Origin of the sequence: Amycolatopsis sp. CA-128772, from assembly GCF_002904295.1 — a bacterium.
In the GTDB taxonomy this organism is placed as follows: Bacteria; Actinomycetota; Actinomycetes; order Mycobacteriales; family Pseudonocardiaceae; genus Amycolatopsis.
The window spans coordinates 81,728-95,947 of sequence record NZ_PPHG01000082.1; the positions used below are offsets into that span (position 1 = coordinate 81,728).

At 69.9% G+C, this 14,220-nt stretch carries 14 protein-coding genes and 2 tRNA genes; 5 read left to right on the top strand and 11 right to left on the bottom strand.

Features of this window, described 5'->3' with window-relative positions; all coding sequences use genetic code 11:
- Positions 1 to 97 precede the first annotated feature (97 nt).
- Positions 98 to 3,193 (top strand): BTAD domain-containing putative transcriptional regulator, encoded by a 3,096-nt coding sequence (locus C2L59_RS34895; protein ID WP_103353802.1) that lies wholly within the window; start codon positions 98 to 100, stop codon positions 3,191 to 3,193.
- Here C2L59_RS34895 and C2L59_RS34900 read toward each other — a convergent pair.
- The 4 genes from C2L59_RS34900 to C2L59_RS34915 all read right to left on the bottom strand — a co-directional run bounded on the left by C2L59_RS34900 (position 3,177) and on the right by C2L59_RS34915 (position 5,167).
- The gene (locus C2L59_RS34900) at positions 3,177 to 3,914 is read right to left on the bottom strand and encodes an ABC transporter permease (protein ID WP_103353803.1); all 738 of its coding nucleotides are present in this window, start codon (positions 3,912 to 3,914) and stop codon (positions 3,177 to 3,179) included. The two genes, C2L59_RS34895 and C2L59_RS34900, sit on opposite strands and share 17 nt — an antisense overlap.
- Complete coding sequence (locus C2L59_RS34905; RefSeq protein WP_103353804.1) at positions 3,911 to 4,837, bottom strand: ATP-binding cassette domain-containing protein; 927 nt, start codon at positions 4,835 to 4,837, stop codon at positions 3,911 to 3,913. The genes C2L59_RS34900 and C2L59_RS34905 overlap by 4 nt, the downstream gene beginning before the upstream one ends.
- A gap of 57 nt (positions 4,838 to 4,894) precedes the next feature.
- Positions 4,895 to 4,967 (bottom strand) — tRNA-Ala (locus C2L59_RS34910).
- Between the two features lie 32 nt (positions 4,968 to 4,999).
- Positions 5,000 to 5,167, bottom strand: a complete 168-nt coding sequence (locus C2L59_RS34915) for a DLW-39 family protein (protein ID WP_003100602.1) — start codon at positions 5,165 to 5,167, stop codon at positions 5,000 to 5,002.
- Between the two features lie 424 nt (positions 5,168 to 5,591).
- Between C2L59_RS34915 and C2L59_RS34920 the strand changes: the two genes are divergently transcribed.
- From C2L59_RS34920 to C2L59_RS34930, 3 genes are all read left to right on the top strand, one after another.
- Positions 5,592 to 6,758 carry an oxygenase MpaB family protein gene (locus tag C2L59_RS34920; protein ID WP_103353805.1) on the top strand — a complete coding sequence of 389 codons (1,167 nt, stop codon included), beginning with the start codon at positions 5,592 to 5,594 and terminating at the stop codon, positions 6,756 to 6,758.
- 70 nt (positions 6,759 to 6,828) lie between these two features.
- Entirely contained in the window at positions 6,829 to 7,632 is an 804-nt protein-coding gene (locus C2L59_RS34925; protein ID WP_103353806.1) for an SDR family oxidoreductase, read from the top strand.
- A gap of 58 nt (positions 7,633 to 7,690) precedes the next feature.
- Entirely contained in the window at positions 7,691 to 8,566 is an 876-nt protein-coding gene (locus C2L59_RS34930) for a helix-turn-helix domain-containing protein (protein ID WP_103353807.1), read from the top strand.
- A gap of 88 nt (positions 8,567 to 8,654) precedes the next feature.
- Here the strand turns inward: C2L59_RS34930 and C2L59_RS34935 are convergent, their stop codons facing one another.
- The 5 genes from C2L59_RS34935 to C2L59_RS34955 form a co-directional block, all read right to left on the bottom strand.
- Positions 8,655 to 9,368, bottom strand: a complete 714-nt coding sequence (locus C2L59_RS34935; protein WP_370444808.1) for a GAF and ANTAR domain-containing protein — start codon at positions 9,366 to 9,368, stop codon at positions 8,655 to 8,657.
- Positions 9,369 to 9,497: 129 nt separating this feature from the next.
- Positions 9,498 to 10,235: a GAF and ANTAR domain-containing protein gene (locus C2L59_RS34940; protein WP_233223843.1), complete on the bottom strand. Its 738-nt coding sequence runs from the start codon at positions 10,233 to 10,235 to the stop codon at positions 9,498 to 9,500.
- A 380-nt stretch (positions 10,236 to 10,615) separates the two neighbouring features.
- Positions 10,616 to 11,002 carry an STAS domain-containing protein gene (locus C2L59_RS34945; RefSeq protein WP_158263130.1) on the bottom strand — a complete coding sequence of 129 codons (387 nt, stop codon included), beginning with the start codon at positions 11,000 to 11,002 and terminating at the stop codon, positions 10,616 to 10,618.
- Between the two features lie 41 nt (positions 11,003 to 11,043).
- A complete protein-coding gene (locus C2L59_RS34950) occupies positions 11,044 to 11,760 on the bottom strand; it encodes an ATP-binding protein (protein WP_233223844.1) in 717 nt (238 codons plus the stop codon).
- Between the two features lie 17 nt (positions 11,761 to 11,777).
- Positions 11,778 to 12,551 carry an ATP-binding protein gene (locus tag C2L59_RS34955; protein WP_233223845.1) on the bottom strand — a complete coding sequence of 258 codons (774 nt, stop codon included), beginning with the start codon at positions 12,549 to 12,551 and terminating at the stop codon, positions 11,778 to 11,780.
- Positions 12,552 to 12,631: 80 nt separating this feature from the next.
- Between C2L59_RS34955 and C2L59_RS47610 the strand changes: the two genes are divergently transcribed.
- Positions 12,632 to 12,769, top strand: coding sequence for a hypothetical protein (locus tag C2L59_RS47610; protein WP_158263131.1), 138 nt, complete (start codon positions 12,632 to 12,634; stop codon positions 12,767 to 12,769).
- Between the two features lie 659 nt (positions 12,770 to 13,428).
- Here C2L59_RS47610 and C2L59_RS34965 read toward each other — a convergent pair.
- Together C2L59_RS34965 and C2L59_RS34970 are read right to left on the bottom strand one after the other, a co-directional pair.
- Positions 13,429 to 13,502 (bottom strand) — tRNA-Ile (locus C2L59_RS34965).
- 49 nt (positions 13,503 to 13,551) lie between these two features.
- On the bottom strand, positions 13,552 to 14,187 hold the full coding sequence (locus tag C2L59_RS34970) for a DUF3566 domain-containing protein (protein WP_103353810.1): 636 nt from the start codon (positions 14,185 to 14,187) through the stop codon (positions 13,552 to 13,554).
- Between the last annotated feature and the right edge of the window lie 33 nt (positions 14,188 to 14,220).

Genomic DNA, 14,220 nt, shown 5'->3' on the forward strand with positions numbered 1-14,220 from the left:
GGCTTTCCTTTCGTGGGTGTGCCGATGACGATCGCCGGGCGGGCTGACACGGACCTGACACGCCTCGGACACCGCCGTTCGTGGCAAGATCGGCCGGGTGCGGATCGGGATCCTGGGGCCCTTCGAAGTGCGTGCGGACGACGGCGCGCTCGCCGACGTCCCCGGCGCCCGCCTGCGGGGGCTGCTGGTCGCCCTCGCGCTCGAACCAGGCCAGGTGGTCCCGAAGGGGACGCTCGTCGACTGGATCTGGGGCGAGCACCCGCCCGCCGAAGCGCCGAACGCGTTGCAACGCCTGGTTTCCCGGCTGCGGAAGGCGCTGCCGGAGGGGGCCGTCGACAGCCGGCCGACCGGCTACCGGCTGGTGGTGGCCCCGGACGACGTCGACGCCGTGCGGTTCGAACGGCTTGCCGCCCAGGCCCGCACGGACGGCGATCCGCGGCGGCTGCGCGAAGCCCTCGCCCTCTGGCGCGGTCCGGCCATGCAGGACGTCGAACTGCCGGAAAGCGCGGCCTTCGGCGCCGCCGTCACCCGGCTCGAAGGGTTGCGCCTCGCCGCGCTGGAGGACCGGTTCGACGGCGAGACCGGCGCGGAGCTCGTCACCGAGCTGACCGACCTGGTGGCCGCGAACCCGATGCGGGAACGGCTCGTCGCCGCGTTGATGCGGGCCCTCGTCGCGAGCGGCCGCGACACTGAGGCGCTGCTCGTCTACGAGCGCACGCGGGAAACCCTGGCCGACTCCCTCGGCGTGGACCCGTCCCCGGAACTGGCCGAAGTGCACGTCGCCCTGTTGCGCGGCGAGCTCGGGCGGCGCGAGGAGACCCGCAAGACCAACCTGCGGGAGGAGCTGACCAGCTTCGTCGGCAAGGAGGCCGACGTCGCCGCGGTCCGCGAGCTCGTCGGCGAACACCGGCTCACCACCCTGATCGGGCCGGGTGGCTCGGGGAAGACCCGGCAGGCCACGGAAACCGCGCGCACGCTGCTCGGCGAGTTCCCGGACGGCGCGTGGCTGGTCGAACTGGCGGCGATCGGCCCCGACGACGACGTCGCCCAGGCGACGCTCGGCGCGCTCAAGCTGCGGGATGCGCTCGTCGGCGAGGCCCCGGACGCCGAGCCGACGGAGCGGGTCGTCGCCGCGCTGCGCGAGCGTTCGATGCTGCTGGTCCTGGACAACTGCGAACACGTCATCGAGGCCGCGGCGGCGTTCGCGCACCGCGTGCTCGGGGAGTGCCGCCGGCTGCGGATCCTCGCGACGAGCCGGGAACCGCTCGGCATCACTGGAGAGGCGTTGTGGCAGGTGGCGCCGCTGGTCCTGCCCGCTGAGGACGCGGCTCCCGCCGAAATCGAGGCCGCCCCGGCCGTCCGGCTGCTGCGGGACCGGGCCGGCGCGGTGCGCAAGGACCTGACGGCGGACGCCCGCACCCTCGCGCGCGTCTGCCGCGCGCTAGACGGGATGCCGCTCGCCATCGAGCTCGCCGCCGCCCGCCTGCGCACGATGTCGCTCGACCAGCTCGCGCACCGGCTCGACGACCGGTTCCGCCTGCTGACCGGCGGCAGCCGGACCGCACTCCCCCGGCACCGGACGCTGCGCGCGGTGATCGACTGGAGCTGGGAACTGCTCTCCGACGCCGAACGCGTCGTGCTGCGCCGGCTTTCGGTGTTCTCCGGCGGGGCGAGCCTGGAGGCGGCCGAGCGGGTCTGCGGCGGCGACGCGGTGCTCGACCTGCTGACCGCGCTGACCGAGAAGTCCCTGGTCGTCATCGTCGGTGACGAGGCACCGCGCTACCGCATGCTCGGCACCATCAAGGAGTACGCGCAGCAGCGGCTCGCGGAGGCGGGCGAGACGGACGTCGCCCGCCGTGCGCACCTCGAGTACTTCACCGAGCTCGCCGAAACGGCGGAGCCGCACCTGCGCCGCGCCGCGCAGCTGGGCTGGCTCGCGATGCTCGAAGCCGAGCACGAGAACATCACCGCGGCGATGCGCGGCGCCCTCGCGGCGGGTGAGGCCGAGGCGTCGATGCGGCTCGCCGCGGCGGCCGGCTGGTACTGGTGGCTCGGCGGCCACCGCGCCGAGGGCAACGAGCTGATCCTGGCGGCCACCGCCGTCCCCGGCGACGTGCCGGACGAGATCCGCGGCGTCGTCTACGCGTTCGTCGTCCAGTTCGTGACGGCCGGCCAGCAGAGCGACGAGTTCCGCGCCGAGGACTGGATCCGCAAGGCGCACGAGATCGGCCGCCGGGTCGAAAAGCCGCAGCTGGCGTTGAAGTTCGCCGTTCCGCTGGAACGGCTGCTGCATGGACCGGAAGCGGCCCTGTCGGCGTTCGAACCGCTGCTCGCCGACGAGGACCCGTGGGTGCGCGCGGTGGCCCGGCTGCAGCTGGGCAAGATGCGCATCCAGCTCGGCCACGGCGGCCAGGAGGCGGACGCGCTGCTCGAAACGGCGGTCGCCGAGTTCCGCGCGCTCGGCGAGCGGTGGGGCATTTCGTTCGCCCTGACCGAGCTGGCGGACCGCATCGCCGCGCGCGGCGAGTTCGCCGGCGCCTGCGAGTACTACGAGCAGGCGATCGAGGTGGTGACCGAGGTCGGCGCCATCGAGGACGTCGTCCGGATGCGGTCCCGGCAGGCGCAGCTGTACTGGCTGCTCGGCGACGAGAAGGCCAGTGCGGCGGCGTTGACCGAGGCGCAGGAACGCGCCGAGCGCGTCGCCTGGCCGGATGCGCAGGCCGAGCTGGCGCTGGCGAAGGCGGAGCTCGCGCGCTGGCGCGGCGATCCGGCGCAGGCCCGCCGTCAGCTCGCCATCGCCACGGAGATGCTGGGCGAGGACGCCCAGCGGGCGACCGTCCGGGCGGTGGCCCAGGACCTGCTCGGCTACCTGGCCGAGGACCTCGGCGAAGCCCGCGCCCACCGCGCCGCGGCGCTGGCCGCGGCGGCCGAAGCGGGCCACCCGCTCGCGATCGCGCGCGGCCTGGTCGGGCTGGCGGACTGGGCGTCGCGCACGGACCAGGACGCGCAGGCCGCGCGGCTGCTCGGGGCGAGCGCGGGGGTCCGGGGCCTGCCGGACCGCTCGCAACCGGACGTGACCCGGCTCGAGGAGACCACCCGACGTCGCCTCGGTGACACGAAGTTCTCCGAGGCGACGCGGGAGGGGGCGGCGGCGAGCTGGCGCGAACTGGCCGACGTCACGCTCGCTTCTTGAAGGTCGAGGACGCCCACAGGTAGCCGACGACGGCGATCCCGGCGCACCAGCCGAGCGCGGCCAGCAGCGTGCCGGTGGCCGGCGAGCCGTTGAGCAGCCCGCGCAGGGTCTCGATGATCGGCGTGAACGGCTGGTACTCGGCGAACTGCTTGAGGCCGGGGCCCATCTTGTCCGCGGGCACGATCGCGCTGCTGAAGAACGGCAGCATGACCAGCGGCACCGACGCCAGCCCCGCGGTTTCCGGTGTTTTCGCGGCCAGGCCCAGCGCGATCGTGAACCAGCCGGTCGCGAACCCCAGTAGCACGACGAGACCGGCCGCGCCGAGCCAGCCGAGGAAGCCCGCCGACGGGTTGAACCCCAGCAGGAAGGCCACGCCGAGCAGGGCGGCGATGGCGACCAGGTTGGTCAGCACGCTGGCGACGACGTGCCCGGTCAGCACCGCCCCGCGGGAGACGTCCATGACCTTGAAGCGGTTGATGATGCCCTTGGTCATGTCGGAGTTGACGGCGGTGGCGGTGGCGCCGAGCCCGTAGCAGACGGCCAGCAGCATGAGCCCCGGTGTCGCGTAGTCGACGTAGTCGACGCCGACGCTGAACGCGTCACCGAACATGTAGACGAACATCAGCATGACGACGATCGGCATCAGAACCGCGTTGAAGACGGAGACCGGGTTCCGGGCGATGTGCTTGAAGTTGCGGCGCAGCATGACGATCGAGTTCATTTCGCGGGAACCTCCGTGGCGTGGCCCGTCAGGGCGAGGAAGACGTCGTCGAGATCGGGGGTGTGGACGGAGAACTCGGCGGCACTGAGCGCGTACTCGTCGAGTCTGTCCAAAAGGGACCGGAGGGATTTCGTGCCGCCGTCGCCGGGCACCCGCAGGACGTCGTCGTCCTTCGTGGCGCCGGGCAGGATCCGCGCGGCGGCGTCGAGTTCGGCGGCGGTGGCGAACCGCAGGCGGACGTGGGTCCCGGGAATCCGGCGCTTGAGCTCGTCGGACGTGCCCTCGGCGACGAGGCGGCCCTGGTCGAGCACGGCGATCCGGTCGGCGAGCTGGTCGGCTTCCTCGAGGTACTGGGTGGTGAGGAAGATGGTGACGCCGTCGGCGACGAGGTCGCGGATGATCGTCCACATGGTCCGCCGGCTGCGCGGATCGAGCCCGGTCGTCGGTTCGTCGAGGAAGATGATCCGCGGGTTCCCGACGAGCGTCATGGCGAGGTCGAGCTTCCGCCGCATACCGCCGGAGTAACTGGCGGCGGGCTTGTTCGCCGCTTCGGTGAGCTCGAAGCGCTCCAGCAGCTCACCCACTGACCGGTGCGTGGCTTTCTTGCTGAGGTCGACCATGAGCTGCAGGTTTTCCCGCCCGGTGAGCAGTTCGTCAACGGCGGCGAACTGCCCGGTCACCCCGATCACGGCCCGCACGGCCTTGGCCTGGGTGGCGAGGTCATGCCCGGCGACGCTCATGGCGCCGGCGTCAGCCTGGATGAGCGTGGTGAGGATGTTGACGGTGGTGGTCTTCCCGGCGCCGTTCGGGCCGAGGAGCGAGAAAATGCTGCCGGCTTCGACTTCGAGGTCAACGCCGTCGAGGACGGTTTTGTCTTGGTAGGCCTTCCGCAGTCCGGAGGCCGTGATCGCCAGGTCTGTCATGGCAGTGACTGTCGAGGGACGGCCTGACACCGACCTGACACGAGCCTGACTTCGGTGTGGAGCTGAGGGGAATCGAACCCCTGACCCCCGCCTTGCAAAGGCGGTGCTCTACCAATTGAGCTACAGCCCCGGACGCGGGCGGCGCACCGCCCGCGTGGGAGATCAGTTGTGGGAAGCGCCCGCCGGCTTGGCCGGGGTGGTGCCGTTGGTGGAGGGCACCGGAGCGGTCGCCTCGCGCCAGAGGTCGGCTTCGGCCTTGGCCGCCTTGTTGCGCTTGACGACGAACAGGACGCCGCCCGCGATGACCGCGAGTGCCAGCAGCTTCTTCACCGAAGCCCCCTTCTCAGCTTGCTTCCCTTACCCTGCGATGTTACTGCACCGGGGTCGGCGGGGTGGCAAGCACGGGTGGTTCCACGTGGAACCACCGGTAACGCACGTCACACGAGCAGGGAAATACCGGACCGGGCCGTCCTGTTGTACTGACTGGTCGGTGCGCCCACCGTGTCCCCCGGGCCTCACACCATCGCCTTCGCGGAATACCGTCCGGCTGGAGCCGCGTCGAGCCACTCGCCGAGAGGCGACCGTGCGGCGCGCCGACCGTAACTGCTCAGCCCTGCCGGCCTTCTCTTCCCGGCAGGGCTGACCCGTATCCGGCCCTTCGTCACGCGCTGTACCCGGACAGATCATCCCGTGGTGGCGCCGACGTGCACGAACAGCGCTAGCGCCGGGCGCGCGTCCGGCTGAGGCTGAACGGGTGCCAGAAACGCAGAACGCGCTCAAGAGCTTGGAAGCGCTGAAGTACCAAGGTGATCCGCTCGCCGACGCCGTCATCGCGGACCTGGTGTCCGGCGGAACGACCGGGGTCGTCAACGAGGTGCTGGCCCATTTCCGGGACAACGACCAGCCCATTCCCGAAGACCTCCCGGAACCGGTGCGCACCTACCTGGTGGCCACGGACAACCCGCCGGCCTGGGCGGATCCGGACCGCATCGCGCGCGCGTACGAGTTCTTCGTGGACGACGGCGTGCATGTCGCATCGGTGCTGTCGTTCGGCGCGATGGTCAACTGCTACGCCCAGCCCCGGCCATCGCGCGTGCTGTCGCTCACCCACCGGCTCAACCAGCCCCACCGCCGGCTGTCGGAAACATCGCAGTTCGTAATGCACCTGATGGGCCAGAACCCGTTCGGCTCCGGCGGCAGTTTCGTACCGACGATCCAGAAGACCCGCCTGATCCACGCGGCCGTCCGCCACTTCATCACCCGATCCGGGGAGTGGAACACCGAGGCGGACGGCGTGCCCCTGTGCCAGCAGGACATGCTGGGCGCGTTGCTCATCTTCTCCGTCCAGGTCATCGACGGAATGCGCCGGATCGGTATCTCGGTCACGGACAGCGAAGCCGAGGACTACTACTACGTGTGGCGAGTGACCGGAGCCCTCCTCGGCATCCCGGCCGACGCGATGCCCGAGACCCTCACCGAAGCCCAGGCGCTGAACGCCCGGCTCGTCGAAGCGAGCTACGGCCCGTCCGCCGAGGGCATCGAGCTCACCCGCAACCTCCTGCACCTGTACGAGAACCTGGTGCCGGGCAAGGCCTTCGACGGCGTGGTCGCGGCGATGGTCCGCCAGGTCGTCAACCCAAAGGTCGCGGACTGGCTCGAGGTACCCCGGTCCCGGGTCTGGAGCCGCGCGGTGGGCGCCGGCGTCCGCGCGATGCGGCTCCTCGAGCGCTCGGAGGACCGAAGCCGGGTGGCCACGGCCGTCCTCGACAAGGCGGGCAGCCTCCTGCTCGGCGGCAGCGTCCGAACCCTGACGAACGGCCAGCCGACGGCGTTGACCATCCCAGCGGACTTGCGGGAGAAGTGGCTGGCGGCCGGGGTCTGCCCGGTGGCCCCGCCGCCCGCCGCTCGAAACGGCAGTTGAAAGGAGGCTCTCCCAGTACCTGTGTCACCAGGGTCTCCCCGACGTCCGGGACGCCTGCCAGCCTGAACCGATGGCGGACAACCAGTTCACAACTCACACCGGTCTTTTCGATCTGAGCGGAAAACACGCACTCGTCACCGGCGGCACCAAGGGCATCGGACTGATGATCGCGCGCGGCCTCCTGCAGGCGGGCGCCCGCGTTGTCGTCAGCTCACGCAGTGCAGAAGCGTGCGCGGAGGCGCAGCAGCTGCTGTCCGAATTCGGTGCCGTGCAAGCAATCCCGGCCGACTTGTCCAGCCACGACGAGTGCCGGCGCCTCGCTGATCTCGTCGCGGCCGGCTCGGAAAGCGTGGACATCCTCGTCAACAACGCGGGAGCGATGTGGCGCGAGCCGCTGGAGACGTTCCCGGACGAGGCGTGGGACACCGTGCTCGACCTCAACCTCAAGGCGCCGTTCTGGCTGGTGCAGGCGCTGCTCCCGGCCCTTCGGAAAGCGGGCACCGCCGACGATCCCGCGCGGATCATCAACATCGGCAGTATCGCGGCCATCCACGTCGCCGAATCGCCCAACTATTCGTACGCGGGCAGTAAAGCGGCACTGCACCAGCTCACCAGGGTGCTGGCCAGGGAACTGGGTCCCCAGCACGTCACGGTGAACGCGGTGGCGCCCGGACCGTTCCCCTCGCAGATGATGGCGTCCACGCTGGAAGCCGTCGGCGACACGATCGCGGCGAAGGCCCCGCTGCGCCGCCTCGGCCGCGACGACGACATGGCAGGCATCGCGGTGTTCCTGGCCGGCCGCGCCGGCGCGTACCTAACGGGCACGATCATCCCGGTCGACGGCGGCATCGCCACGACGGCAACCGGCACCTAGCCCTCGGGGGTATCCGCAGTACCTCCCTCCCCCCGCGGCCAGGGCCTACGGTGGCGAGGTGGCCACGATCGATCTGCGCACCGAGATCAAGGAGTTCCTGAGCTCCCGCCGCGCGCGAATCACCCCCGAGCAGGCCGGACTACCCGTTTACGGCGGCGGCCACCGCCGGGTCAAAGGCCTGCGCCGCGAAGAGGTGGCGCTACTGGCCGGCGTATCGATCGACTACTACGTCCGCATGGAACGCGGCAGCCTCAACGGCACGTCGGACGGAGTGCTCGACGCGCTGGCCGCGGCGTTGCACCTGGACGAAGCAGAGCACGACCACCTGTTCCACCTGGCACGGCAGTCGAGGACCCCCGGCGGCCCCCGCCGCCGGCGCGCAGCGGCGACGGTGCGTCCGGCACTCCAGCAGGTACTCGACGCGATCACCAACGCACCGGCGTGGATCTGCAACGGCCGTTACGACGTCCTGGCCACGAACCAACTGGCCCGGGCGCTGTATTCCCCGCTATTCGCCGAGCCCCAACGGCCGGCGAACACCGCGCGGTTCGTGTACCTGAATCCCGAGGCGGCAGAGGCATTTTTCGTGGACTACGACCGAATCACCAGAGACGTTGCGGCAAAGCTACGCATGGAAGCGGGCCGCAATCCACACGACGAGCAACTGATCGCATTGGTCGGCGAGCTCTCGACGCGCAGCGAAATGTTCCGGCGGAGGTGGGCATCCCAGGACGTCCGGCTCCACCGATCCGGCCGAAAGCGTCTGCACCACCCGGTGGTGGGCCGCCTCGACCTGGACGTGGAGTCGATGGAACTCCCGGCCGAACCGGGTCTGCTGCTTAACGTTTACACAGCACCAGCCGGCACAGCGACCGCGGACGGCTTGGCGTTGCTGGCGTCGTGGGCGGCCAGCCAGGAGAAGGCGGTGCGGTGACTTTGTCACCCGGGCCACGCAAAAGCCCGGTCCGCGAAACGCGAACCGGGCTTTGACTTGCCTGGGCCGACCAGGAGGGGGCACATCGTCAGCGTCGACGTTCACCGGTGAGGATCGCGCGGGCGTCGAGGGTGCCGCCTGCGAGCTCTTCGGCGACCACGCTCAGCTGCAGATTGTGGTTGCGACAATAGGAGCGCAGGCGTTCGAACGCCTCATCCATCGGAATGCGCCCGGCGTGGAAGAGCACCCCTTTGGCCTGTTCGATGATGACCCGGTTGTTGAGAGCGGTCTGCAGTTGCTCGGTGAGAACCTCGCCGCGGTGGATGGCTCGTTCCTGCAGGATGCCGACCGTGGCGGTGTCGGCCAGAGCACGGGCGACGTCGAGGTTCGATTGGCCCATCAGCGTGGCATCTCTGCCGAAAAGGTTGAGCGCACCGATGACCTGGCGCCGCAAGCGCAGGGGGATGGCCTGGACCGAGTGGTAACCCTCGGCGAGGGCTTCAGGGGCGAACACAGGCCAGCGATCCCGCTCCGCGGCGAGGTCTTCGACACGGACGGGGGCGCCGGCGCGGTAGGCGTCAAGGCAGGGGCCCTGGTCGGCCTGGAGCTGCAGCAGCTCCAGCAGCCGCGTGCGCTCGTCGGATGCGGCCACGACGTGCAGACTGCCCCGCTGGTCGGACAGCAGCAGGCCGGCCGCGGTCGCACCGAGCAGCGACACGCAGTATCCGGCGAGGCGGTGCAGCAGGTCGACCACGTCGTAGTCGTCGACCAGCGTGTCGGCCATGTCGACGAAGGCGCGCACCAACTGCTGTTCGCGAGTGGGGGCGCTCCCAGCTGGTGGGGTGTTCATCATTGTCATCTCCCCTGGTTCACGATACCGGCCCAGAATGGGCGGGGCCGAGGAGCCGAAAGTCGTAGGCGGACGCAGTGTTCATTCATCGATCACGCTCGGATGCAGCCGACCGGCGACCAGGTCTTCGGCGACCGCCTGGATCTGGCGGCCGGCGACGAAGGCGTAGCCCCGCAGGCGCGCCAGTGCCTGTTCGGCGGAGATCGCGAACTCGGCGACGACGATCCCGGTGGCCTGGTGCACGACCGTCCGGTCGCGAACGAGTTCGGCAAGCCACTCCGCGCTGATTTCGCCGTCCACCCCGGTGGTCGATACCGCCAGCAGGGCGCTGGTGGCGATGTCGGTGATCTGCAGTGCGGTGGCCAGTTCGGTCGGGGAGAGCCAACCCGGGGTGCGCCGGTACATGTCCATCGCGCCGAACCTGGCCGCCCCGCGGCGGAGCGGGAACGCGAAGATCGCGCCGACCTGCTCCGTCGGGATTTCGGCGGCGAACACGGGCCAGGTGTGGTCGGCTCGCTGGGCCAGATCCGGTACCAGCACGGGCCGGCCGGTGTCGAATGCCTCGAAACAGGGGCCTTCGCCGAGACTGAACTGCATTTCCTCCAGGTGCTCGACCACGGCGTCGCTGGCGTAGAGATTCTGGCGGTGTTGCGTTCCCAGCATGACCGAGATCGACGCACCGTCGACGGGAAGCAGGGACACGCAGGCCTGGCATACGCGGATGAGCGGGTTCAACGCGGTGCCGCTCTCGCGCAAGGAGGCCAGCACAGCTGATAGGAGGTGCTGCACCGATTCGGTGACGTCCTCGGGCCTGGTCACCCGTTGTCGCCACCTTCCGCCGTGAAGAGCTACCGGAGCTTCCGGCAGCGGCGAGGTGGGGGATCCATGCTATCCGAGCAGCCACGAGACACCCGATGACATCGCGGATCCGACCCTACACGCAACACGGGCGCGGCCGGTCACCGTCGCTACCTCCGGAGGGCGCTCCACTCGGTCGATTGCCCGCTGGGAGGACCGCGACCGGCTCGATTTGCGTGCCGTTGGGCTACCAGCGGGCGAACAACCCTCCTCCAGGCAGCGCGGCACGGGCTTCGTCGGTCGCCTGCTTCCGGAGCGTTGCCCGACACAGCGTGCCACCAGCTTCGGTGAATTGACACCGCGGCCGGCCGGCGGGAGCGTTTGCGATTCCCGCTCCGGCATTACTCCTCCGCTCGGCAGCAGGTCCCGGCGGACAGGGCCGGGTAGACCGCCAGTACCTGGTCCAGCTCGGTGATGGTGACGATTCGCAGGAGCGAGTCGGGTGCGAGCACCCTCAGCCGCGTGCTGGCTCCGGCGTTGTGCTGGGCATCAAGCAGGACGTGCACGCCGGCGGCGGCCATGAAACCCACCCCGCTCAGGTCGATGACGACATCCGCCGGCTGCGGCGCTAGGGCGGCCGTGATCGCGCGGGCCAGCGTTGGCCCGGTACGGAGGTCCACCGTGCCTTCGGCGGTCACCACCGGCACTCCGTCGAACCGGTGCACCGACACCGCCAGGTCTTCCCGCGCGTCACCAAGTCCGCCGGGATGGGGTTCACGACGTGTCACGCGACCATTTTCGCCCCTACAGGCCGGGAGTGCGGACCGGCTCAGTGCGTGGAGGCAAGTGTCGCCCACACCACTTTCCCGCCCGACCAGCGGCGGCTGCTCCCCCACGTCGTCGCGGTTTGGGTGACGATCTGCAGGCCGATACCGGGATCGCGCAGACCGGATCGTTGCAGGAGGGTCGCGGGCCTGGGGTTCTCGTCGGCGACTGCGATGGTCAGCACGCCCTCACGGAGGTCGAGCCGTACGTCGGGCGACGACCGGGTGTGCTGGAGCGTGTTGTCGACGAGCTCGCCGACCACCAAGAGCCCGTCGTAGGCCAGCTCGGGCACGCCCCAATCCTCCGTACGGTCCCGGAGGAAAGCGCGGGCGAGCTTCGCCGCGTCGTCGGTACGAGGGAACTTCTGCTGGGACCATCGTCGGGCGGGGATCTCCTGGTGGCGTTCGGCGGTTTCGACGGTGTCACAGACTGCGACGAGCTGGTCGGTTTTCTGGTCGCGGAAGGTACGCAGGTGCGCCCGCTGACGGGTGACGAGAGTGAACGGGATGCCCGGCCAGTGCCCGACCTGGCGGGCGACCAGGGAAAACACGGCCGTGGGGGACAGTTTGCCGATGACCAGCCCATCGACGTCGGCGATCAGCCCGGGTGGGCCATCCGCAGCCACCTTCAGCAGGCCGTCGCGGAGAAATCGGTAACCGGAGAGGTCAAGGTCCCCGGTGACCGTGGCCAGGGTGCTGGCGAGCCGGGGCGCCGGCTCCAAGGTGATGCCGCCGGCTATCACGGCGCGGATTCGGGGTTTTGCGCAGGCCGCGATTTCGGCCCGGGTTCTCGGGCGTCTGGCACTTCATGGCGAGGTGCCGCAGCACCCTCCCCGCCGATCGGGTGCAGCCTGTTCGATGTCAGGACGGCCCAGACGACCTTGCCCCCGGCCCAGGACTGGTTGCATCCCCACCGGTGCGCGGTCTGGGCGACCAGCCGGAGTCCGACCCCGTGCTCCTTGGGGCGCTCGAGCAGTATTGCCCGCCGCGGGTCGTCGTCGGCGACCGAGACGGTGAACGTGCGCGGGCGGAGCTCCAGCCGCAGCCGGGGGTACGACTTCGTGTGCCGGATCGCGTTCTCCACCAGCTCGGTCGCGATCAGGAGGGCGTCGTCGACGTGCTCGCGCACGTCCCACTGCGCGCATGTCCGGCCGACGAAAGCCCGGGCGGCCGCGGAGGCGTGCGGCGACGAGGCCAGCAGTTGCAGCGCTCGACGGCGGGTTGGGCGGTCACGTGCCCGTTCGGCCGTGGGAACGTCGGCGTGGACCGGCGGATCTGCTCCCCGCGTCGCCAGCAGTGCCACGTGGTCCGGCCGATCGGTGACCACCGCGAACGGGAGTCCCGGCCAGTCGCCGATCCGCACGGCAATCGTGGTGAAAACACTCATCAAGCTGTCGTCGTCGACTTCGAGGCCTTGGATGTCGGCGATCACGCTCTCCGGCGCGTCCGTGGCCACCTTGAGCACGCCGTCGCGCAGCTCGCGATAGCTGTCCTGGCTCAGCGCGCCGGTCAAGGTCGCGACGGTCGACTCGGCGCGGTAGTGGGGCACCAGCTGCAGGCCGTTTTCAGTGGTCATGTGCTCGCCTCGATTTCGTGACTCCGGACGAGGCGCGCCACGAGCAGGGCGCCGTGATCGGCTCCTGGCCGGGCGGGATGTCGGTCGGGGCAGGGCCGGAGCAGCAGATCAGCGACGCCGTCGGCGGCTGCCGGACCGCACACGGCGAGCCGTAAAGGTCGTAGGTCGGCGTCCCTTGCGGCTGAGGCGACCACTCGCCCCCCGCGATACCGCTGATCGGGGTGAGTTCAGTTTCGCCGGTCCGCTCGGGTGGTTCCGCCACTGCAGACATCAGACGGCCGATTCGAGGGCTGTCGCGGTGGTCATCAGATCCTCCGACGGTGTAGGCCACTTCGGTGGCACCGCCGGGGGCAGGAGCGGGACACGCCGCCAGCCGACGGAAACGTCAGCGCGGCTGATGCCCGTCATGATAGCCCAAGGCGGACGCCGCAAAGGGATGAAAACCGGCGTTGGACCACGTAGTCCCGGCGGGTCAGCGTTCGATGACGCCGTAGTGGATAGCGAGCCCAGCAAAATCCGATCCCTGACGCCGGGTTGCTCGATCGACAAGGTGCCGCATGGTCGACTTGCCAAGCCGGTGGCCGGCCTCCCAGAAGGCTGAGACGTCACCCGCCGTCTCGGGTACGCGCCACGGTGTCGACGCCGCGATGCGCCACAGCGGTGGGCCGCGTCGGGAGCGATTCGTTGCCAAGCAGACGACGCTGGTTCCGCCGAGTATCCGAAGGAATGACCGCCAACTCGGCATGTCACTCACTTTGTCACTCAGATGACGCAAAAGCCCGGCTCGCGTGAAGCGAACCGGGCTTGACGTGCGTGGGCCTACCAGGACTTGAACCTGGGACCTCTTCGTTATCAGCGAAGCGCTCTAACCACCTGAGCTATAGGCCCTCGAACGAGGAGAACTTTACAGGACCCCCGAAGGGGTCCCGCAACCGGGTCACTCCCGTTCCGACAGGGTGACCTCCAAGCCTCCCGCGAGGTCTGCCGACACGTTGTAGATGAACGCGCTCACCGTGGCCAGGGCCGACACCAGGACGATGTTGATCGCGCCGAGGATGGCTGCGATGCCGAACACGCGGCCCGCGCTGATCAGGGGCTCGGAAGACGCGTTCGCCCCTTCGCCGCCGACCAGGGACGAGTACGTTCCGTTCAGTTTGTCCCACACGCCCATGCCGTCCAGGACCGTGTACAGGACTCCGACCGCCACCAGCCAGACGAAGAACATCGCCACGCCCAGGACCAGGGACAGCTTCAGCACCGACCACGGGTCGAACCTCTTGACCTGCAGTGAAGCGCGGCGTGGACCACGGCCCGGGCGGCGCAGGGCGCTCGGGCGAGCTCGCTGCGTCGAGGCCGGGGGGACGTCAGCGGAGCCGGACGCCGGCGCGGGCGGCGCGTCCCCGCCGCCGAACAGGCGGGGGGCTGCGCTGCCCGTCACCACGGCCGGGGCTGCTTCCTCCGTGGCCAGCTTGACCGTCGCTTCGGCGTCGCCTTCCTTGTCTACCCGCTGCCAGGGCGGGCTCGCCGGCGTTCCGTTCGAACCCGCTGCCTCGGGATTCTCGGTCGGTGTCACGAAGAGTCAGTCCTTACCCGTGCCGTGGGGGCG